Here is an 18,914-nt window from a genome sequence, read left to right on the forward strand (position 1 = left end):
CAGCGGTCCTTAAAGAGTGGCCACACGCCGCTGGACGAAACGATCGACGTATTCATCAGCAGGCGAGTATAGGATTTCTTTCGGCGTACCGACCTGGATCAGCTTGCCGTCCTTGAGGATGGCGATGCGGTTGCCGATGCGTACGGCCTCATCCAGATCGTGGGTGATGAAGACGATGGTCTTCTTCAGCGCTGATTGCAGCTCCAGCAACTGGTCCTGCATTTCGGCGCGGATCAGCGGATCGAGGGCGCTGAATGCTTCGTCCATCAGGATGATGTCGGTGTCCGCCGCAAGGGCTCGGGCCAGGCCGACACGTTGGCGCATCCCGCCGGAGAGCTGATGCGGGTATTTGTTTTCGTAGCCTTTCAGGCCCACCGTGGTGATCCAGTGCTGCGCACGCTCGTCGCACATGGCTTTGGTTTCGCCGCGCACTTTCAGGCCGTAAGACACATTGTCGGCAACTGTCTTGTGCGGCAGCAGGCCGAAGCTCTGGAATACCATGCTGATCTTGTGCCGACGGAAGTTGCGCAGCGCTTCCATGTCGTAGGTCAGGATGTTTTCGCCGTCCACCAGAATCTCTCCGCTGGTGGGGTCGATCAGCCGGTTGAAATGGCGCACCAGTGTCGATTTGCCGGAGCCGGAAAGGCCCATGATCACGAAGATTTCGCCGCTGCCGATAGCCAGTGACAGGTCGTTCACGCCAACTACGCAGCCGGTTTCAGCGAGCACCTGATCCTTGGATTTGTGCTGCTGAATCATGCTCAGCGCTTCTTTGGATCGGTTGCCGAAGATCTTGTAGACGTTCTTCACCACAATCTTGTTGGGCGCTGCGTTTGGGATTGGAGTGGGTTCTGAATTCGATGGCGCGTTCATCATTTGTTCGCCTCATGCCGTGGACGGCCGTAAGCCTGCGTGATGCGGTCGATCACCACCGCGAGGATCACAATCGCCAGACCCGCTTCAAGACCGCGTCCGACGTTCAGGGTCTGAATCCCGATCAGCACGTCTTCGCCCAGACCGCGGGCGCCAATCATTGAGGCGATAACCACCATCGACAGGGCCATCATCGTGGTCTGGTTTATGCCAGCCATGATGCTGGGCAGGGCCAGTGGCAGTTGCACGCCGAACAGTTGCTGCCAGCGATTGGCACCGAAGGCGTTGATCGCTTCCATGACTTCGCCGTCCACCTGACGAATGCCCAGATCGGTCAGGCGAATCAACGGGGGCGCTGCGTAGATCACGGTGGCGAAGATCGCCGGGACTTTGCCCAGACCGAACAGCATCAGCACCGGGATCAAATATACGAAGCTGGGCATGGTCTGCATGATGTCCAGCAGCGGCATCAGCACCGAACGCAGGCGATTGCTGCGTGCGGACAGAATGCCCAGCGGAATGCCGATCAACACCGAAATGAAGGTTGCGACCAGCATTAAGGCAAGGGTCTGCATCAGCTTGTCCCACAAGCCGACTGCGCCCACCAGAAACAACAGGCCCACGATCACCGCTGTGGTGGTGATTTTTCGTGTGGCATGCCAGGCGATGCCGCCAACGATAGCCAGCAACACCCACCACGGTGCGATGCGCAGCAGGCCTTCGAGTTTGACGATGGCCCACAACAGCGTGTCGGAGATGTGCCGGAACACGTCGCCGTAGTTGGTGACCAGCTTGTCGACCCAGTCATTGACCCAGTCAGCAATGGAGAATGTGAAACTTTCGGGAAACATAAGGTGCTCTCGATCAAGTGGGTGGAGCGTGTTCGTGCGCATTGCGATGCGATTTAAACGCTGCTATTTGGCGTTGCAAATAACCTGTGGGAGCGGACCTGTCCGCGAAGACGTCAGTCAATTCGATACAAATCTTGCGTCTGCTCCTCAGCATTCGCGGACAGGTCCGCTCCCACAGTGTTTGCCGTTGCCGTCAAATAGCGGCGGCCAAGTCTTACAACGACGCATCCACCTTCTTCGCCGCGTCTTCAGTTACCCACTGGTGCCAGATTTCCGGGTGTTCCTTGAGGAAGATCTTCGCCAGTTTTGGCGATTCGATGCGGTCCTTGGTCATGCGCGCCAGATTCTGGTTCAGCAGCTCGATCGGGATGTTGACCTTCTCCATCACCGCTACCAGCTCAGGCGCCTGCTCGTGGAACGCTTTGGACAGGCCGACCTTGATGTCGATGGTCTTGTTCACGCCGGCTTTCTCTTCCAGGCGCACCATGTCCACCTGACCCATCAACGGCGTCGGCGACCAGTAGTAAGCCAGGATTGGCTCGCCACGCTTGTAGCTCGACAGGATCGCGGCATCCAGCGCAGGGCCGGTGCCTGGGCGGAAGTTGGTGTACTTGTCTTCCAGGCCATAGCTTTTCAGCATTTCGCTGTTTTCAAGCTCGCAGGTCCAGCCAGCAGGGCAGTTGTAGAAACGGCCTTTCTCAGGCTCTTCGGCGTCCTTGAACAACGAGGCGTATTTGGCCAGATCGCTGATCGATTTCAGGTCCGGCGCTTTGGCCTCGAGCTTGCGTTTGGCGTCGCCTTCGATCACGTAGCGCGGCACGTACCAGCCTTCGATGGCGCCCTTGACCGGCGCACCGACGCCGACCACTTTTCCGGCTTTTTCGGCCTTGTTCCAGACTTCGCTGCGGCCGACCCACTCTTCGGCGAACACTTGAATATCATTGGTGCCCAAGGCGTTTTCCATGGTGATGGAGTTGCCTGGCAAGCTGTCGACTTCACAGCCATAACCTGTTTTCAGGATGTCTTGCAGCACGTCGGTCAGCAACATGGCGCTTTCCCAGTTCAGGCCTGCGAATTTCACAGGTTTACCGGACTCACACCAACCCGCCGCCTGGCTCGCGCCGGCTCCGGTCAGCAAGCCTGCGCAAAGCAACGTGGATAGCAGGGCCTTTTTCGTTTTCATTGTGTGACGCTCCTGGTCTTGAAATGGATTACGGCAGTAACGAAAAGCAAAGTGGCATCCAGCCTGTGGGAGGCGCCGTTTCAGCGCCATCCCGTTTCTCCCCAGCGTAGCTTTACACCAGACGTGCATTGCGCCCGGTCAGTTCACCGCCGCGTGCGTCGCGGGGCCATTTCGATTGTCTGGCGCAGCCATTGCCAGCGTTCCTCTGGAACTGTGTGAGCGTCATTAACCTTGTAGGAGCGTGCTTGCCCGCGATTGCGTTGTGTCAGTCACCCGTCATGTTGAATGGGCCAACGCAATCGCGGGCAAGGGCGCTTCTACGATGTCGCTTTTCAGTCGGTAATCATCGGCAGGTTCAGGCCCTGCTCTTTGGCGCAATCGATAGCGATCTGGTAACCGGCATCGGCGTGACGCATAACCCCGGTTGCTGGATCGTTGTGCAGAACGCGGGCAATGCGCTCGGCCGCTTCATCGGTGCCATCACAGACAATGACCATCCCCGAATGCTGCGAGAAGCCCATGCCGACGCCGCCGCCGTGGTGCAGCGAAACCCAGGTCGCGCCGCTGGCAGTGTTGAGCAGGGCGTTGAGCAAGGGCCAGTCGGACACTGCGTCGGAGCCGTCCTGCATCGATTCGGTTTCGCGGTTCGGGCTGGCAACCGATCCCGAATCCAGGTGATCGCGACCGATGACGACAGGGGCTGACAGCTCGCCGCTGCGTACCATTTCATTGAACGCCAGACCCAGCTTGGCGCGCTGGCCCAGGCCGACCCAGCAAATACGCGCCGGCAGACCCTGAAACGCAATGCGCTCGCGGGCCATGTCCAGCCAGTTGTGCAGGTGCGCGTCGTCCGGGATCAGCTCTTTGACCTTGGCGTCAGTTTTGTAGATATCTTCCGGGTTGCCCGACAGCGCGGCCCAACGGAACGGTCCTACGCCACGGCAGAACAGCGGGCGGATGTAGGCAGGCACGAAGCCTGGAAAATCGAAAGCGTTGGTAACGCCTTCTTCCTTGGCCATCTGGCGGATGTTGTTGCCGTAGTCGAAGGTCGGGATACCCATTTTCTGGAACGCCAGCATCGCTTCAACGTGCTCGGCCATCGATTGCTTGGCGGCTTTCACCACGGCAGCGGGTTCAGTGGCGGCGCGGTCGCGGTACTGCTCCCAAGTCCAGCCTTTTGGCAGATAACCGTTGAGCGGGTCGTGGGCGCTGGTCTGGTCGGTGACCATGTCCGGGCGAACGCCACGACGGACCATTTCCGGGAGGATTTCTGCTGCGTTGCCGCACAGCGCGATGGAGATCGCCTTGCCTTCTGACGTGTACTTGGCGATACGTGCCAGCGCGTCGTCCAAGTCATTGGCCTGCTCGTCGACGTAACGGGTTTTCAGGCGGAAATCGATGCGGCTCTGTTGGCATTCGATGTTCAGCGAGCATGCGCCTGCCATGCCAGCGGCCAAAGGCTGCGCGCCGCCCATCCCGCCAAGGCCTGCGGTCAGCACCCACTTGCCTTTCAGGCTGCCGTTGTAATGCTGGCGACCGGCCTCGACGAAGGTTTCGTAGGTGCCTTGAACGATGCCTTGGCTGCCGATGTAGATCCAGCTGCCCGCCGTCATCTGGCCATACATGGCCAGACCTTTTGCGTCGAGTTCGTTGAAGTGTTCCCAGCTCGCCCAGTGCGGGACGAGGTTGGAGTTGGCGATGAGGACGCGCGGGGCGTTGGTGTGGGTCTTGAACACGCCGACCGGCTTGCCGGACTGCACCAGCAGGGTTTCGTCATCGTTCAGGTTGGTCAGGCTTTCGACGATCTTGTCGTAGCATTCCCAGTTGCGGGCTGCGCGACCGATACCGCCGTAGACCACCAGCTCGTTCGGGTTCTCGGCGACGTCCGGGTCGAGGTTGTTCATCAACATCCGCAACGGCGCTTCGGTCATCCAGCTTTTGGCGGTCAGTGTGTTGCCACGGGCGGCGCGGATTTCGACGTCGCGGCGTTTGGTCCATTGCGGGGTTTTGTTTTCAGTAGTCACGTAGCAATCCTCGATGATCGGTCCAGACCGGCCCAGGCACTGGGCGAGTGGTGCCTGCGGCGAACAGGCCTAACAGGTAGTTGGTACGTCTCGCTGCGTTGACTGTAGCAGTCGTTACTAATGCTTCAGACGTCACTCATGCGTACCTATCTTTACTTGTACATACAAGCATATGCAAGCAGAGGACCAACTTTTGCGACGAGTGCTGAAAAACCGAGCGCACCCTTCTGGATCGGGCTTGCAGGACGATGCATTACTGAGCGGGCGTGCTCGGTTTGAAGGAGTCGGAATAGAGGCAAGCTGTTACTTTTCGGTGCGCCGCGCTCCGAAGCGGTGCGCGCGGTAACAGCCTGTTACGCCACATCATGGCAGCAGACCGGACGTAGAAGGCGTGTCAGATGACTTTAACCGCGCGACCAATAAACTGAATCGGGCCGGTAGGTTTTCCCGTTGGCGAGCCGGTGGACGTCTCAAGTGTCAGCTCGAACAACTGATTGGGCTGCAGCGTCGGCAGACTATCCAACGGGACTTTCAGGACTTGCCCGGGCTTGACCAGGCCCAGGGAAACCGGGCCTTTCCAGTCATCGGCCTTGGTCCAGAACTGCAGCGCCTTGTCCTGTGGCACTTCGGCCATGCCCAGCGGAATCAACTGGATCTCACGGGAGTCGCTGGTCTGGATGACCCATCCAGGCGCTTTGTCCTGCGGCGCGACCAGCACCACCAGATACGAAGGCGGTGGAGGCGAGACGGTATGGGTGATCAGCGTGATGCCCAGCACCAACGAGGCGGCCAGTCCTGCGCCGGCCAAGCCTCGCCACACGCCAAGACTGTCCCACCAGCGCGTTTTTATCACGGGGCGGGTTTTCAACGAATGAGGTTCAAGGGCATCGACACTGCGTTCGATTCGATCCCACAGGCGCGGCGAGGGCGTTTGCGGTTCGGCCAGTTGAGTGAGGTCGAGCAACCGGGCTTCCCACGCATCAACTGCCGCTTGCAGTGCAGGTTCGCGCGGCAGACGTTCTTGCACGTCCTTGCGTTGTCGCGCCGATAAGGTGCCAAGCACGTATTCGCCCGCAAGCGTTTGCAGGTCAGGATCGCGGGCATTGCCTGGGGTTTCGTTCATCCAATGCACTCCCGCAGGGCGGCGAGGCTACGTTTGATCCAGGCTTTGACGGTGCCCAGCGGCGCGCCAATTTTGCTGGCGATTTCCTGATGGGAGTAACCGTCGACATAAGCATGAAACACACAATTGCGACGCACCGGCTCCAGCTGTTCAAGACAGAAGTCGATGCGTCCGGGGTTGACCCGCCAATCGAAGGCGTCCTGAGTTTCCTGCCAGCCGTCCAGCGTGGCCTGCACCTGGCTGTCGTCAATATCGTCGTCGTTCATCGGCACTTCCCGTGCGTTGTTGCGCACGGTGTTGAGCGCCAAATGCCGGGCAATCGTGAATATCCAGCCCCGCGCCGAGCCCCGACTGTTATCGAAACTGCTAGAGCGGCTCCAGATTTTGATAAAGGCGTCATGCACGATGTCTTCGGCCAGTGCCGTGTCACGCACGATGCGCTGAACTACGCCCAGCAAGCGCGCACTCTCCTGTTCATAAAGACGATGCAGCGCCTGCCGATCGCCACGAGCGCAGGCATGCAAAGCAGCTTCGTAATCAAAAGGAGTCTGGTGCGCGGACAAATCGATCAGCCGTGAAAAGAAAACTCCATTCCCCGATCAATGACCGGGGCATCCCGCGCAGGAGCATAGACCACTTCCTGCGTCAGGATAAGGAGTCGGTTCTGTCAGTTAGCGGCCCAAAAAATGTAGTCCGCTTGATACTTGACCACTTCTTTCGCGCCTTTGTTGGCGGCTGCACAGACGGTGGCCGGGGCAACGCCGCCTTTGAGCGCCACGCGCTGGATGTACGTAACACCGGTCATGGCGCCTTTGCCTTCAGCCGGGTTGGCCTTGACCAATTGATACGGCAAGTTTCCAGCGCTCGAAGGCGCCACGGCCAGCTGGGTGCCGGTCACTTTGGAGCCGTCTTTGGCTTCCCAGGTCGCTGGCGGGCCGAAGTAGGTGCCTACTTGCTTGCCGCTGCGGTCGTTGAGCACCGCTTTAGGACCCACGAATACCCACTCTGTCTCATTGGCGTTGGTGGCTTTGACTTTGCACTCGTAGGTAATTTCGCCGACGCCGGTGGTCTCCATGCTGACCTTGTGCCCGGCCGGGACTTTGATGGAGTCAGGCAAGTCAGCCTGAGCAAATACGGAGGTTGCGCAGCTCAAGGCCATTGCGCCGGCTGTCAGGCAGAAGCGTTTTTTAGCGTTCATGGGTGGTTCTCCTGATGGGTAATCCATTGGCAGCGAAGGGCTGCTGTCTGTACTACCCGTCAGGAAAGGATCTGGATGCAGTGGTTTGGAAATAATTTTGAAAATCGAACCCCACAGGATCGTAGGAGCTGATATCAGTGCTGACTCATCTTGCTACGCAACAAAATCACCCCACCAATCGCCGCCAGTATCGAGCCCAGCAATACGCCCACTTTTACTTCATCAATCAAGTGCGGGATGCCGGGGAAGGCGAGGTTGCCGATGAACAAGCTCATGGTGAAGCCAATCCCGCACAACAACGCCACGCCGTAGAGCTGCGCCCAGTTGCTACCCTCGGGCAGCACGGCCAGGCCTGCGCGAATCGCCAGGACCGCCGCGAGGAACACGCCAATCTGCTTGCCGACAAACAGCCCGAGCGCCACGCCCAACGGCACCGGGTCCACCAGATTACCCAGCGTGATGCCCGACAGCGAGACCCCGGCGTTGGCGAAACCGAAGATCGGCACCACGGCAAACGCGACCCAGTAATGCATCTTTTCTTCCAGAAACAGCAGTGGCGAGCGTGCTTCGTCCTCCGGTTTGCCCAGTGGAATGCACAGCGCCAGCGCAACACCTGCGAGTGTCGCGTGAACGCCCGATTGCAGGACAAAGAACCACAGCAGCAAGCCCAGCAGCAGATAAGGCGACAGACGCCGAACGCCCATACGGTTCATCACGATCAAGACAGCGAGCGTGGCGAAGGAGGCAAGCAGCATCGGCATGTTCAGGCCGGTGCTGTAGAACAGCGCGATGATGGTGACAGCGCCCAGATCATCGAGAATCGCCAGTGCGGCGAGGAACACTTTCAGCGAGGTCGGCACGCGTTTGCCTAACAGCGACAGCACACCGAGGGCGAAGGCGATGTCAGTGGCGGCCGGAATGGCCCAGCCGGCGAGGGTTTCGGGATTACCCCAGTTCACAGCGATGTAGATCAGTGCCGGAACTACCATGCCTCCGACTGCCGCGAAACCGGGGAGGGCGCGTTGACTCCAGCTCGACAGGCCGCCGGCCAGCACTTCGCGTTTGATTTCCAGGCCGACCATCAGGAAGAAGATCGCCATCAGACCGTCGTTGATCCACATCTCAATCGACAACCCACCCCACACGCTATGCAACGCTGCGAAGTAGCCTGGGGCGAGCGGTGAGTTGGCAACGATGATCGCGGCCAGCGCAGCGCCCATCAGCACCAGGCCGCCTGCGGATTCGGAGGCAAGAAAGCTGGCCAGTATGGCGAGGGCTCGTGGGGTTTCTTTGTTATTGATGGTCGTCATTGGCAGTTTGAGCGTCCCTGAAAAAAGGCAGCAAATTAGCACAGCTGGTGCGCGCAGATGTTTCCGTACCAGATTAGTCGCTGTGCGGACTGCCGCAGATTCAGATCGCCGTCAGCTCAATCACGCAGCAACGGCTAGCCCGCGGCGCGTACAACACCACTTCAAGCAGCGCGCCAGTTTCGTTATCCAATTGTAGGCAGTCGTGTTTTTCAAGAAGTTGCGGCGGATGCTCGGCAGCATTGACGGCCACTTGTTCGGCAGCGCTGAACAGCAGGAAAACGCTGGCAGAGGTAAAGAACCGCTGCGGCAGTAATACGTCGATCCATTGCAGTCGTGCGCGATAACGGGTGGGCGCATAGATCAGGTTGAAATCGCGGATCGGGCCGTCGAGCAACGTGCAGGAAACCTGACTGTCGCCGCTGAAGGCAAAAGGGTCAGACGGCAGCAACGCTTCGCTGGTCGCACCATCGACGTCCAGCGTCATGCCTGCACCTTGCAGCACGGTGATGATGCGCTGGTAGCCGGCAAACGAGGAGAAGCCACCAGACTGCTCGATGTCGGCGATCGACAGGCGCCAGCCGAAACCGTCGAGCCCGTCGCCGGCGTCGCGGGTGATTTCTTCAGTACTGCCGCCGCCGTTTTTCCAGGGCATGCGCGGGTAATTGGCCGCGCGCAGAACAGTCAGTGGAGTCATTTGCTGAAGCGTCCTTCAAGGCGGTGGCGGGAACCGGGGTGAATCAGGCGCGCGGCGGTCACCGGTATGCGGCCCGACCAGGTGCGACGGCGGATCAGCAGGCAGGGCTCGCCCTTTTCAATCTGCAACAGTTCGCACTCGTCCGATTCGGCCAGAATCGCCTCGACCACGTGTTCGCCCTCAGTCAGGGGCGCGACGTTCGACAAATAGGCATAAGGCGTTTGCAGGGTGAAGTCCTGAAGCAGGTATTCAGGGGCCACGGCGGCGTTGACGAAACGGTCCTCAATTTGCACCGGGATATCGTTTTCGAAATGCACGATCAATGAATGAAACACCCGCTGACCTTCGCGCATGTCCAGAGCCAGCGCGCGTTCGGAGCCGGCGGCTTCTTCGCAGAGAATAATGACCTTGCACGTATGACGGTGGCCGCGAGAGGCGATTTCATCAGCGATGTTGTGCACTTCGAACAGCGCGGATTGGGTTTTGGGTTCTGCGACGAAAGTGCCGACGCCCTGCATGCGTACCAGCAATCCCTCGGCGGTCATCTCCCGCAGGGCGCGGTTGATGGTCATGCGGCTGAATCCAAGTTGGGTCACCAGTTCGCTTTCAGAAGGTACGCGATGATGCGGCGGCCAGGTGCCGTTGGCGATTTGCTGATTGATCATCTGCTTGACCCGGGCGTATAGCGGCGCCGGACTTTCACCCATCTGGGCGGCCAGCGGAGAGATGGCGGGCGGAGTCGGCACAGAGAAATCCTTGTTTGGCGTAATGAAGGGTCAATGGTCTATTAACAGCAACAAATAGCAGCAGCGCTCACGCTAACCATTAACCTGTTTGACGACAAGCTTGTCGCAGTTTACCGAGCAGGCAAACGTCTGTATATGTATAGACAATTTCACGCGAGGGGTGCAAAAACGATGTCCGTTTTCTTTGCTGAACGTGCGTTGCTGCCAACCGGCTGGGCAACTAATGTGCGTTTTGACGTCAGTCCGGATGGAATGCTGACACGGGTTTTGGCCAACGCCGACAGTGAAGGCGCCGAGCTAATGAACGGTCCGGTCGTCCCAGGCATGCCGAACCTGCACTCCCACGCATTTCAACGCGCGATGGCGGGGCTGGCGGAAGTTGCCGGCAATCCCAACGACAGCTTCTGGACCTGGCGCGATTTGATGTACCGGCTGGTCGGCCAGATCAGCCCGGAGCAGTTGGGCATCATTGCCCGACAGCTGTATATCGAAATGCTCAAGGGCGGTTTCACCTGCGTCGCCGAATTCCATTATGTCCACCAGGACACCAGCGGCAAGCCCTATGCAAACCCGGCCGAACTGGCGATGCGGGTCAGCGAGGCGGCGAGTTCGGTGGGCATTGGATTGACCTTGCTGCCCGTGTTGTACAGCCATTCAGGCTTCGGCGGCCAGGCGCCGAATGAAGGGCAACGGCGTTTTATCCACAGCACTGACAGCTATCTCGACCTGCAGACCAGTCTGCGTCAGATCATCCAGACCCAGCCGGCTCAAGCGCTGGGCCTGTGTTTCCACTCCTTGCGCGCAGTGACGCCGCAGCAGATCGGCGATGTGCTGGCCGCCAGCGACAAGCAATGCCCCGTTCATATCCACATCGCCGAGCAGCAGAAGGAAGTCGACGACTGCCTGAACTGGAGCGGTCGACGCCCGCTGCAGTGGCTGTACGAAAATGTCGATGTCGATCAACGCTGGTGCCTGGTGCATGCCACCCACGCCGAAGCCGATGAGGTCGCGCTAATGGCCAGCAGCCGTGCTGTGGCGGGGTTGTGTCTGACGACCGAGGCGAACCTTGGCGACGGCATCTTTCCGGCAGTGGACTACATCGCCCAAGGCGGGCGTTGGGGGATTGGCTCGGACAGTCACGTGTCGTTGAGCGTGGTCGAGGAGCTTCGTTGGCTCGAATACGGCCAGCGTCTGCGTGATCAGCGGCGTAATCGGCTGTATCGCAGCGATCAACCCATGGTGGGGCGCACGCTGTATGACGCTGCGTTAGTGGGTGGCGCTCATGCGATGGGGCAACCTGTTGGGGCGCTGGAAGTCGGCAAACGCGCAGATTGGCTGGTGCTGGACGGTGATGATCCGTACCTGGCCACGGCATCAGGCGACGGCATTCTCAACCGCTGGCTGTTCGCGGGCGGAGATCGGCAGATTCGGGATGTCATGGTCAATGGTCGCTGGGTGATCAGCGATGGTCGGCACGCCGATGAAGAGCAAAGCAGTCGGGCGTTCGCGCAGGTGCTGCGGGAGATGTTGGGCTAGGGCAAGACGCGGTCGACTGTAGGAGCGCGCTTGCCCGCGATTACAGTGTGTCAGGCAAAACATGGGTTACTGACATACCGAAATCGCGGGCAAGCGCGCTCCTACAATGGCCGGTTACTCGGCTTTCCCAATCTTCGAATCGTCCACCCGCCAGATCAGCATCGTGGTGTCGTATCCCTGCTGCTGCGCCTTGGCCAGCAGATCTTCTTTGGTCCGCTCGGACACATGGGCAGTCCTCGACAGCAGCCACAGGTATTTGCGGCTTGGGTTGCCGACCAGCGCAGTTTTGTAGTCGTCGCCCAGGTACAGCACCCAGTAATCGCCCTTCGCTACACCGGGCAGCAGTCGCGAAAACCAGTTATCGAACACCACCCACAGCTTGTCGGTCTTGCCCGGCACTTGTGGCGACGCCGTGCCGGTGGCCTCTTCCCACTTGCCATCGATCGTGCGGCAGCGGTTGGTGACGGCGACGTTGCCGTCATCCTTCAGCTTGTAGAGTGCTTCGGATTGCGCGCAGTTGCGTTGAAAGAACATCGGCATACGCGCCAGTTCGTACCACGTGCCCTGATAGCGTTTGAGATCGACGTGGTCCACGGTTCGCGGAGCCATGGAGTCTCCACCCGACGAAGCACAACCCGCCATCAACAGCGCTACAAGTGCGAGCGCGCCTATTTGCAAGGAATGACGGATGTTCATTTGAGCCCCTGACCGGAAAACAGCACCACTTTGTCACCGGCGTATTGGACGCTGATAAAACGCTTCTGATCGCCCCACGTACAGCTCGACATACCCAACGCGCTGGAGCATTCGGTTGGGCTGCCTAGCAATCTCTCTACATCGGCCTTGGGCATGCCCGCCGAGATTTTCGAATAGTTTTCCTGATTGACCTTGCTGCAAGCCGCCAGCAAAACGCAGAACGACAACAATGCAAGAGAGCGCAATGACATGGATGAAGCTCCTGAAACGAAAGGGGGGCGACGTCGCAGCGTTCGTCCGTGACGCAACACGCTGGCGCGATACCGAAAGCTTAGAAGAGAAAGGTAGGTGGCTGGTTCCCTGGCTGACCGTTTATTCCTGTAGGAGCCAACTTGTTGGCGAGACAACCAGCGCGGTGTTTGAGGCAGAATGCATCGCGCACAAGTTCGCTCCTACAGGGCTAATATTTAAAACCTCGACCCACGCTCCTGCAAAAACGCCACTTCCTCCTCCGTCGACTCCCGTCCCAGCACCTCATTACGATGCGGAAACCGGCCAAACCTTTTAATTACGACCTGATGCTTGCGGGCGTAAATCAGGCTTTGGGTGAAGTGTTCACAGTCGGTCGAGGGCAGCAGCGGGATTAAATCGGTGAAGCGGCGAATGGCCTCATCCTGGTCAGCGAGGTTTTCGCTGTGTTCTAGCACGAGGTAAAGAAAGGTCCGTTGCAGCGGAGTGAGCGGCAGCTCGCGTTGCAATTTCAGGCCATGTTTGACCAGTTGCAGCGCGCGGGGATCGCCAGAATAGGCCTTGGCGATGTCACGAAAGATCATCCGTGGCAGTTGATCGAGCAGCAGCACCAGCGCCAGCCAGCCTTGGGGGCTTTCAACCCATTCGGACAAACCACCCGCCAGTGCCTGCTCCACCAGTCCACCGAAGCGATTGTGCGCGTCGGTGTCTTGGCTTTTCTTCTTGCCGAACCACAATTTGCCCTTGGCCTTCGCCGCTTCGCTGGGCGATTCGGTCGTACCGAACCACCACTCAAGCAACGGCAGCCAAGGCGCGGTCATGGCGATCAGCTCTTGTGGTACGAGGTCGCGCGCTCAACTTCTTCTTTCGAACCCAGGAACACCGCAACACGCTGGTGCAGGCCTTCAGGCTGAATGTCGAGAATGCGTTGATGACCGTCAGTGGATGCGCCGCCGGCTTGCTCAACCAGAAACGACATCGGGTTGGCTTCGTACATCAGACGCAGTTTGCCCGGTTTGGACGGCTCGCGACTGTCGCGCGGATACATGAACAGACCGCCACGGGTCAGGATGCGATGCACGTCGGCAACCATCGCGGCAACCCAGCGCATGTTGTAGTTCTTCTTCAGCGGGCCGTCTTCGCCAGCCAGCAACTCGTCAACGTAGCGTTGTACCGGGGCTTCCCAGTGACGCTGGTTGGACATGTTGACTGCGAATTCCTGAGTGGACTCCGGGATCGTAATGTCTTCATGAGTCAGCACGAAGCTGCCCATTTCGCGGTCCAGCGTGAAGCCCTTGACGCCATCACCCAAGGTCAATACCAGCATGGTCTGCGGGCCGTAAATGGCATAACCGGCAGCGACTTGCTCGGTGCCTGGCTGCAGAAAAGCCTTTTCATTCAAGGCTTCGTTCTGGCTGAGGTATTCATTGGGGCAACGCAATACCGAGAAAATGGTGCCGACCGGGGCGTTTATGTCGATGTTGGACGAACCGTCCAGTGGGTCGAACACCAGCAGGTAAGCGCCCTTCGGGTATTTGCCCGGGATCTGGTAGGCATTGTCCATTTCTTCGGACGCCATGCCGGCCAGGTGACCGCCCCATTCGTTGGCTTCGAGCAAGATTTCGTTGGAAATCACGTCGAGCTTCTTCTGCACTTCACCTTGGACGTTTTCAGTGCCCATGCTGCCAAGAACGCCGCCTAAGGCGCCTTTGGAAACGGCGTGGCTGATTTCCTTGCATGCGCGCGCGACCACTTCGATAAGGAAGCGCAGATCGGCAGGCGTGTTGTTGCTACGGGTCTGCTCAATCAGATAGCGACTCAGGGTAACGCGGGACATGGAGAGCTCCGAAGAAGGGGATTAAAAACGCGCACAGTTTAACGCGTGTGATGACGTAATACTGCCTGTCAGACTGGGTTCAGAGCCATTGAGTTCACGTCGCCCCTGAGCGTAGCCGCAAAACGCCAACATCTCGCTCTGTTTGCGACGGCGGTATCGATTCAGCATCAGCGACTTTTTTTCGACGTGCGCAACGTACTCAACGCCATCCAGCCTAAAAACAGGACCCCGATGACCAGCACCGCCCATAGCCCCATGCGTTTCCAGTCGCGCGCATCGGCCACCACTAAAGGTGCTGCCGGCGTCATGACCGGGGTGGACAGGAGCGTAGCGCCACCCAACGAGGCAAGCTTTTGCTCGGTGACTCCGGGGACCAACGTCGATAATGGCAAGTTGGCGCCGCTGATCGTTTTGTTGCCAATGGCCAGCGTGTAAGGCGGCGCACTGCGCCCGAGGAACACCAACTGCGTGGCACGCACGGCGACATTCAGACGCGGCGCATCGGCGCCCAGCCCGCCGCCACGTTCGTCGACTTCCAGCTTCAGTTGCTGCACCACATCGCCGGGCAGTTGGATTTCATTCTGCGTGACGTCCTGACCGTTTTGAGTCAGTCGATACAGCAATCCGTCGTTGATCTGCCGCCACGGCGCGCTTGCGTCACGTCGGCCGTACAGCGTCGCGGGCGCCAGGCTATTGGCTTGCTGGAGGTCGACTTTCATACGCTCGATCGGCAGCGCCACCGGCAACGCCCAGGTATAAACGCCAGCCTTCTCGGTCCGTCCAGTAATAGCGGGCGACCAACTGAGCGGCAGAACGCCCGGATGAGTACTGAGCAATTGAGCGGAGGTCAGGGTCGGCGCCGATTGCGGGTTATTCCACAGCAACCGCAAATACCGAGCCTTGCGGCCAGGCAACGGCACTTCGCGCTGTTCGACCAGTTCATCGGAAAACGACAACCGCGCGACCTGGCCTTCGCCCCAGCGCTGCCAATGTTGCAGATCGTCACTGGCTTCGATGGTGAAACGCTGGAAGCCTTCGCGCTCGGTGTTCCAGTCGATGATCAGTTGATCGAGCGGCGCATTGATCGCGCTGGTGTCCAGCAGCCAGCCGCGCAGTATTTCTTCTCCGGCCTCGATTTCACTTTGCGGCTGCACCTCCACCAGCGTGCCATTGGGGGTGCGCTCGACACGGATGGTCGGCTCGGCGTCTTTGGCGTCGTCGCGGTTGTACAGCGGGAACCACTTCACCGAAATCGGCTGTTCGTCTTCCGCTCGTTGAGGCCGACTGACTGTCAGCGCATAAGGCTGAGCCTGCCCGTCGGCATTGAAAATCCGCACGTCGTTGAGGTTGCCCTGCTGCGCTTGCAACTGCACCGACAGGGGTAATTCCAGTCGATACCACGGGCCGTCGCCGCTGAGGGTGAGCGGCGTCTGGCTGGCGAAGTCGTCCGGCAAATCTTCGGCGTGGCCGAACGACATGGTGCAAAAAAGGGTGCCTAACACAGCGGCCCTGGCAATGAAGTGACGACTCAACAACGCATTCCTCATGGGCGGGGCGAATCCGTGGCGGGCTCTTCGGAGGAGCAAAGGCGCGCAGGGGATTTCGGCGGAAGTGGTGCGAAATATCCCACTACGAGCAGCAGAATGCCAACGCCGATAAACGAGACGATCCGCTCCAGCCCACCCCGGTCGCTGAGTTCGACGAAGAACAGCTTGGCAACCACAACGCCGATCAGCACTGCGCCCACCAGCCAGACGTCTCTGCGCTGACGCAAATGGCCGCCGATCATCAATGCCAGCGCCATGAGCGTCCAGACGATAGAAAGCCCGGCCTGCACGCGCATCGACGACACCAGCGATTCGCCGTCCCACGGCACGCTCGCCCAATGGTGAGCGGTGCGCATGACTATCGCAGTGATCAGCGCAAACAGGGATGCGCCAGCGATAAGCAGCGCAGCCTTTTGCGCGTTAGCCGGGGGCATGCCCAGCTGTGGCAGAAGTTTCCAGGTCCACAGGCAAATGCCCACCAACGCCAGCAGCAGGCCCAATTCCAGCGGATTGATCAGTGGCAGGTACGGCAGCGGATCGGCGGCGCCTTCGCTGAAACCGTTGGCCAGCCAGAACCACGCCAGCATCAGCGCCGCCAGTGGTGCGGCAGCCCAGACGCGATAGGGTTTAGGGTAATCGCTGATCGGCCACGGCCAGTTGCGCGGGGAGGTCATCGCCAGCAAATACAGACTCGGCAGCAGCGCCCAACCCAGCCAGCGCCAGGCGTTGTAGTGCTCCGAAAGCTGCATCAAGGCATAGCGCAACTCCAGCGACAGCACGCTGATGATCAACCAGCAGCCCAAGGCGTGGGTGATGTTGAGCATGAGTGGCGGGATCATAGGGGCCAGGCGCCGCAGCGACAGGAAGTGAATCACCAACACCGCCATCCAGCCGAGCCAGCCCCAATCGGCGGCGGGGTTATAGCGCGTGTCGACGATCTCGATCAGTAGCAGCGCGCCAGATAACGGGGTGAGCAGGGTGCAGAGTTGCGCCATGCCTGGCCATTGTAGACGCAGCGCGATCAGCATCCACAGCCCGACACTGATCGCGCCACCGAACAGCAGATAAGGAATGCCTGCCTCGCCGGGAATAAAGTGCGTCGATACGCACAGCGCAACCGCCCACCACAGGGCACCCCACAGCAGTAACGCGGGTTGCAAAACTTTCCGGCTCAAGAATCGTAACGTGCCAATGTTGTGGACCATCCACGCGCTAAGCAGTCCGGCGGCGGCGATCAGCAGCGGCGTCCAGAAATCGCCGTGGTCGAACGTCGGTGCAAACCAGGCATTGATTACGCCGAAAAACGAGATGCCGGCGCCCAGTTGCAACAGCAGGCCAAAGCTCCGGGCCAGGACTCTGTCCTGGCGCATGCCGAGCCAGAACACCGCCGCGCCTTCGATGGCCCAGGCAATGGTAGTCCACTGCGCGTCGAGCCCAAGTGGAATGGCCAATGTCGCGAACACTACGCCCAGCGCCAGGCAGGTTTCCACCAGCAGCAACGCGCGGCCCGGCGCATGTCCGGCGAGTACCCGCGCGATGGCCATATAGAGAATGCCCATTGCCAGCGCGCTGAATGCCGTGCCGAACGGTATGTGTTCGATCAACGCGTATTGCAGGCCGAAACCGGCGATAGGTGTACCAAACAGTAAGCTGCCGTCGACGTAATGGCTCTGTTTGGCGGACCAACGCAGTAGCGCGGCGCGGCTATCGTCTTCCGGCCCGGTTGCGTGTTCCTGGAGCTTGCGTCGGGCGAACAACAAGCCGATAGCCAGATACATCAGGAAGAACAGAATCAAGAAAGGCTCGGTGCTCCAGAATAATGCCGGCGTATAGGCTTTGAGGCCCCAGGCGAGACCGATGCCGAACGTGCCGATGAAGCCGATCAGGTTCAGCGGGCGCCAGGCCTTGAACCAGGCGATGGCGAAGATTCCGGCGTTGAGCAATGCGAAGTAACTGAACAGTGCGACGTGGCTGCCCTCGCCGGTGGACGTCAACAGGGGGGCTGCAAAACCGCCGAGCGCCGCAACGCAGGCCAGCGCCAATGCGTTTTGCGTGACGGCGAGCACGGCAGAAAACACAGTCACTGCGACCAGCAAACTGAAAGCCATTCCGGGGCTCATCAATGCTTGCAGCTTCATCGCCGCGAAGACCGTCAGGTACAGCACCGCGATGCCGGTGCCTTGCATCATCAGGGCGAAAGTCGCGTTGCGCTGCCTCAACCACCAACCCAGGCCAAGCAAAGCCAGGGCGCTGGCAGCCACAGCTGCGTATCGCGCCTCAACCGGGACGACCATGCCTTCGGTGGCATAGCGCAACAGGAACGCCAGGCCGAGAAACAGCAGCACCACGCCGACGCGCAGCACGGTATTGCCGCCCAGCAGCCAGTTTTTCGCGCGCAGCAGGGCGCTGTCGAGCAGGTTGGGTGTTTGAGGTTTTTGTGCGGACGGTTGCTTGGCGTGTGAAGGTCTGCGCCACTCGGAATCGCCTTCCGGGATTGGCGTCGCTTGTTCGATATCGGGCAAGTCCCAGATCAGTTCGGGGCGGTCGGTGCTGACGGTCTGGACGTTCAAAGGCTCAGGCAGCGGATCTGCGACGGGAATTGAATCAGCAGTTTTGAAGGCGCTGGCGGGGGAGGTTTCCAGCAGGGCAAGCCGCTGTTGCAAGGCGGCCAGGGTGGTTTGGGTCTGGGTCAGTTGCTGTTGATGCTCGGCTGACTGTTTACTTAGCGACGAGAGACGAAGCACCAAGCCAATCGTCAGGCCCAGCACCGCGCCCAATGCCCCGCCCATCAGCGACTCATCGAGCAACGCCCCCATCAATAAGCCTGCCAGCAGAAGAATCCATTGCACGCGATGACATCCCTTTTCGGCCGCAAACGGCGATGCTGGGAGTATATCGGGCGTGAGAGAGAATGAAGCAAATTGTGGCGAGAAGGGCGGGGCTTGGCTGTGTATCTGACCCGTATTACAGCAGCGCCTCAAATTTTATTGTGGGAGCGGACCCGTCCGCGAAGAGGCCGTTACCTCCGCCACATCTCTAGCGAATGC

The 18,914-nt window shown here is 59.6% G+C and carries 17 protein-coding genes; 1 reads left to right on the forward strand and 16 read right to left on the reverse strand.

All coding sequences use genetic code 11. The annotated features are described in order from the left end of the window. Positions 1–9: 9 nt before the first annotated feature. The 10 genes from ACWKWM_RS01770 to hutC all read right to left on the reverse strand — a co-directional run bounded on the left by ACWKWM_RS01770 (position 10) and on the right by hutC (position 9,963). Positions 10–873, reverse strand: coding sequence for a quaternary amine ABC transporter ATP-binding protein (locus ACWKWM_RS01770; RefSeq protein WP_483844457.1), 864 nt, complete (start codon positions 871–873; stop codon positions 10–12). After that, the gene (locus ACWKWM_RS01775) at positions 873–1,724 is read right to left on the reverse strand and encodes an ABC transporter permease (protein ID WP_483844458.1); all 852 of its coding nucleotides are present in this window, start codon (positions 1,722–1,724) and stop codon (positions 873–875) included. The genes ACWKWM_RS01770 and ACWKWM_RS01775 overlap by 1 nt, the downstream gene beginning before the upstream one ends. 214 nt (positions 1,725–1,938) lie before the next feature. Next, the gene (locus ACWKWM_RS01780) at positions 1,939–2,907 is read right to left on the reverse strand and encodes an ABC transporter substrate-binding protein (protein ID WP_483844459.1); all 969 of its coding nucleotides are present in this window, start codon (positions 2,905–2,907) and stop codon (positions 1,939–1,941) included. Between the two features lie 332 nt (positions 2,908–3,239). Next, a complete protein-coding gene (gene hutU / locus ACWKWM_RS01785; protein ID WP_483844460.1) occupies positions 3,240–4,931 on the reverse strand; it encodes a urocanate hydratase in 1,692 nt (563 codons plus the stop codon). Between the two features lie 394 nt (positions 4,932–5,325). Then, positions 5,326–6,054, reverse strand: coding sequence for an anti-sigma factor (locus tag ACWKWM_RS01790; protein ID WP_483844461.1), 729 nt, complete (start codon positions 6,052–6,054; stop codon positions 5,326–5,328). After that, positions 6,051–6,617, reverse strand: a complete 567-nt coding sequence (locus ACWKWM_RS01795) for a sigma-70 family RNA polymerase sigma factor (protein WP_483844462.1) — start codon at positions 6,615–6,617, stop codon at positions 6,051–6,053. The genes ACWKWM_RS01790 and ACWKWM_RS01795 overlap by 4 nt, the downstream gene beginning before the upstream one ends. A 104-nt stretch (positions 6,618–6,721) precedes the next feature. Further along, positions 6,722–7,252: a DUF3455 domain-containing protein gene (locus ACWKWM_RS01800; RefSeq protein WP_483844463.1), complete on the reverse strand. Its 531-nt coding sequence runs from the start codon at positions 7,250–7,252 to the stop codon at positions 6,722–6,724. A 134-nt stretch (positions 7,253–7,386) separates the two neighbouring features. Continuing rightward, a complete protein-coding gene (gene nhaA, locus ACWKWM_RS01805) occupies positions 7,387–8,562 on the reverse strand; it encodes a Na+/H+ antiporter NhaA (protein ID WP_483844464.1) in 1,176 nt (391 codons plus the stop codon). 100 nt (positions 8,563–8,662) lie between these two features. Then, positions 8,663–9,256 carry a HutD/Ves family protein gene (locus ACWKWM_RS01810; protein WP_483844465.1) on the reverse strand — a complete coding sequence of 198 codons (594 nt, stop codon included), beginning with the start codon at positions 9,254–9,256 and terminating at the stop codon, positions 8,663–8,665. Continuing rightward, complete coding sequence (gene hutC / locus ACWKWM_RS01815) at positions 9,253–9,963, reverse strand: histidine utilization transcriptional repressor HutC (RefSeq protein ID WP_483844598.1); 711 nt, start codon at positions 9,961–9,963, stop codon at positions 9,253–9,255. Before hutC ends, ACWKWM_RS01810 begins: the two co-directional genes overlap by 4 nt. Positions 9,964–10,173: 210 nt before the next feature. Between hutC and ACWKWM_RS01820 the strand changes: the two genes are divergently transcribed. Further along, the gene (locus ACWKWM_RS01820; RefSeq protein WP_483844466.1) at positions 10,174–11,538 is read left to right on the forward strand and encodes a formimidoylglutamate deiminase; all 1,365 of its coding nucleotides are present in this window, start codon (positions 10,174–10,176) and stop codon (positions 11,536–11,538) included. A 114-nt stretch (positions 11,539–11,652) separates the two neighbouring features. Here ACWKWM_RS01820 and ACWKWM_RS01825 read toward each other — a convergent pair whose 3' ends face one another. From ACWKWM_RS01825 to ACWKWM_RS01850, 6 genes are all read right to left on the reverse strand, one after another. Continuing rightward, positions 11,653–12,180 carry a lipocalin family protein gene (locus tag ACWKWM_RS01825; RefSeq protein WP_483844599.1) on the reverse strand — a complete coding sequence of 176 codons (528 nt, stop codon included), beginning with the start codon at positions 12,178–12,180 and terminating at the stop codon, positions 11,653–11,655. A gap of 50 nt (positions 12,181–12,230) precedes the next feature. Continuing rightward, on the reverse strand, positions 12,231–12,485 hold the full coding sequence (locus ACWKWM_RS01830; RefSeq protein WP_483844467.1) for a hypothetical protein: 255 nt from the start codon (positions 12,483–12,485) through the stop codon (positions 12,231–12,233). Between the two features lie 216 nt (positions 12,486–12,701). Continuing rightward, complete coding sequence (locus ACWKWM_RS01835) at positions 12,702–13,304, reverse strand: DUF924 family protein (protein WP_483844468.1); 603 nt, start codon at positions 13,302–13,304, stop codon at positions 12,702–12,704. Between the two features lie 5 nt (positions 13,305–13,309). After that, entirely contained in the window at positions 13,310–14,320 is a 1,011-nt protein-coding gene (locus ACWKWM_RS01840) for a class 1 fructose-bisphosphatase (protein ID WP_483844469.1), read from the reverse strand. A gap of 167 nt (positions 14,321–14,487) precedes the next feature. Continuing rightward, the gene (locus ACWKWM_RS01845) at positions 14,488–15,867 is read right to left on the reverse strand and encodes a DUF3999 domain-containing protein (RefSeq protein WP_483844470.1); all 1,380 of its coding nucleotides are present in this window, start codon (positions 15,865–15,867) and stop codon (positions 14,488–14,490) included. Beyond that, positions 15,864–18,716 carry a DUF2339 domain-containing protein gene (locus ACWKWM_RS01850; RefSeq protein ID WP_483844471.1) on the reverse strand — a complete coding sequence of 951 codons (2,853 nt, stop codon included), beginning with the start codon at positions 18,714–18,716 and terminating at the stop codon, positions 15,864–15,866. Before ACWKWM_RS01850 ends, ACWKWM_RS01845 begins: the two co-directional genes overlap by 4 nt. Positions 18,717–18,914 lie beyond the last annotated feature (198 nt).

It is taken from the genome of Pseudomonas rosaeacicularis (assembly GCF_057128745.1).

What these genes read in the sequence shown, in the direction of transcription:
- ACWKWM_RS01770 (WP_483844457.1), bottom strand. Translation starts at nt 873, where the DNA reads ATGAACGCGCCATCGAATTCAGAACCCACTCCAATCCCAAACGCAGCG.
- ACWKWM_RS01775 (WP_483844458.1), bottom strand. Translation starts at nt 1,724, where the DNA reads ATGTTTCCCGAAAGTTTCACATTCTCCATTGCTGACTGGGTCAATGAC.
- ACWKWM_RS01780 (WP_483844459.1), bottom strand. Translation starts at nt 2,907, where the DNA reads ATGAAAACGAAAAAGGCCCTGCTATCCACGTTGCTTTGCGCAGGCTTG.
- ACWKWM_RS01790 (WP_483844461.1), bottom strand. Translation starts at nt 6,054, where the DNA reads ATGAACGAAACCCCAGGCAATGCCCGCGATCCTGACCTGCAAACGCTT.
- ACWKWM_RS01800 (WP_483844463.1), bottom strand. Translation starts at nt 7,252, where the DNA reads ATGAACGCTAAAAAACGCTTCTGCCTGACAGCCGGCGCAATGGCCTTG.
- nhaA (WP_483844464.1), bottom strand. Translation starts at nt 8,562, where the DNA reads ATGACGACCATCAATAACAAAGAAACCCCACGAGCCCTCGCCATACTG.
- ACWKWM_RS01810 (WP_483844465.1), bottom strand. Translation starts at nt 9,256, where the DNA reads ATGACTCCACTGACTGTTCTGCGCGCGGCCAATTACCCGCGCATGCCC.
- hutC (WP_483844598.1), bottom strand. Translation starts at nt 9,963, where the DNA reads ATGGGTGAAAGTCCGGCGCCGCTATACGCCCGGGTCAAGCAGATGATC.
- ACWKWM_RS01820 (WP_483844466.1), top strand. Translation starts at nt 10,174, where the DNA reads ATGTCCGTTTTCTTTGCTGAACGTGCGTTGCTGCCAACCGGCTGGGCA.
- ACWKWM_RS01825 (WP_483844599.1), bottom strand. Translation starts at nt 12,180, where the DNA reads ATGGCGGGTTGTGCTTCGTCGGGTGGAGACTCCATGGCTCCGCGAACC.
- ACWKWM_RS01830 (WP_483844467.1), bottom strand. Translation starts at nt 12,485, where the DNA reads ATGTCATTGCGCTCTCTTGCATTGTTGTCGTTCTGCGTTTTGCTGGCG.
- ACWKWM_RS01835 (WP_483844468.1), bottom strand. Translation starts at nt 13,304, where the DNA reads ATGACCGCGCCTTGGCTGCCGTTGCTTGAGTGGTGGTTCGGTACGACC.
- ACWKWM_RS01840 (WP_483844469.1), bottom strand. Translation starts at nt 14,320, where the DNA reads ATGTCCCGCGTTACCCTGAGTCGCTATCTGATTGAGCAGACCCGTAGC.
- ACWKWM_RS01845 (WP_483844470.1), bottom strand. Translation starts at nt 15,867, where the DNA reads ATGAGGAATGCGTTGTTGAGTCGTCACTTCATTGCCAGGGCCGCTGTG.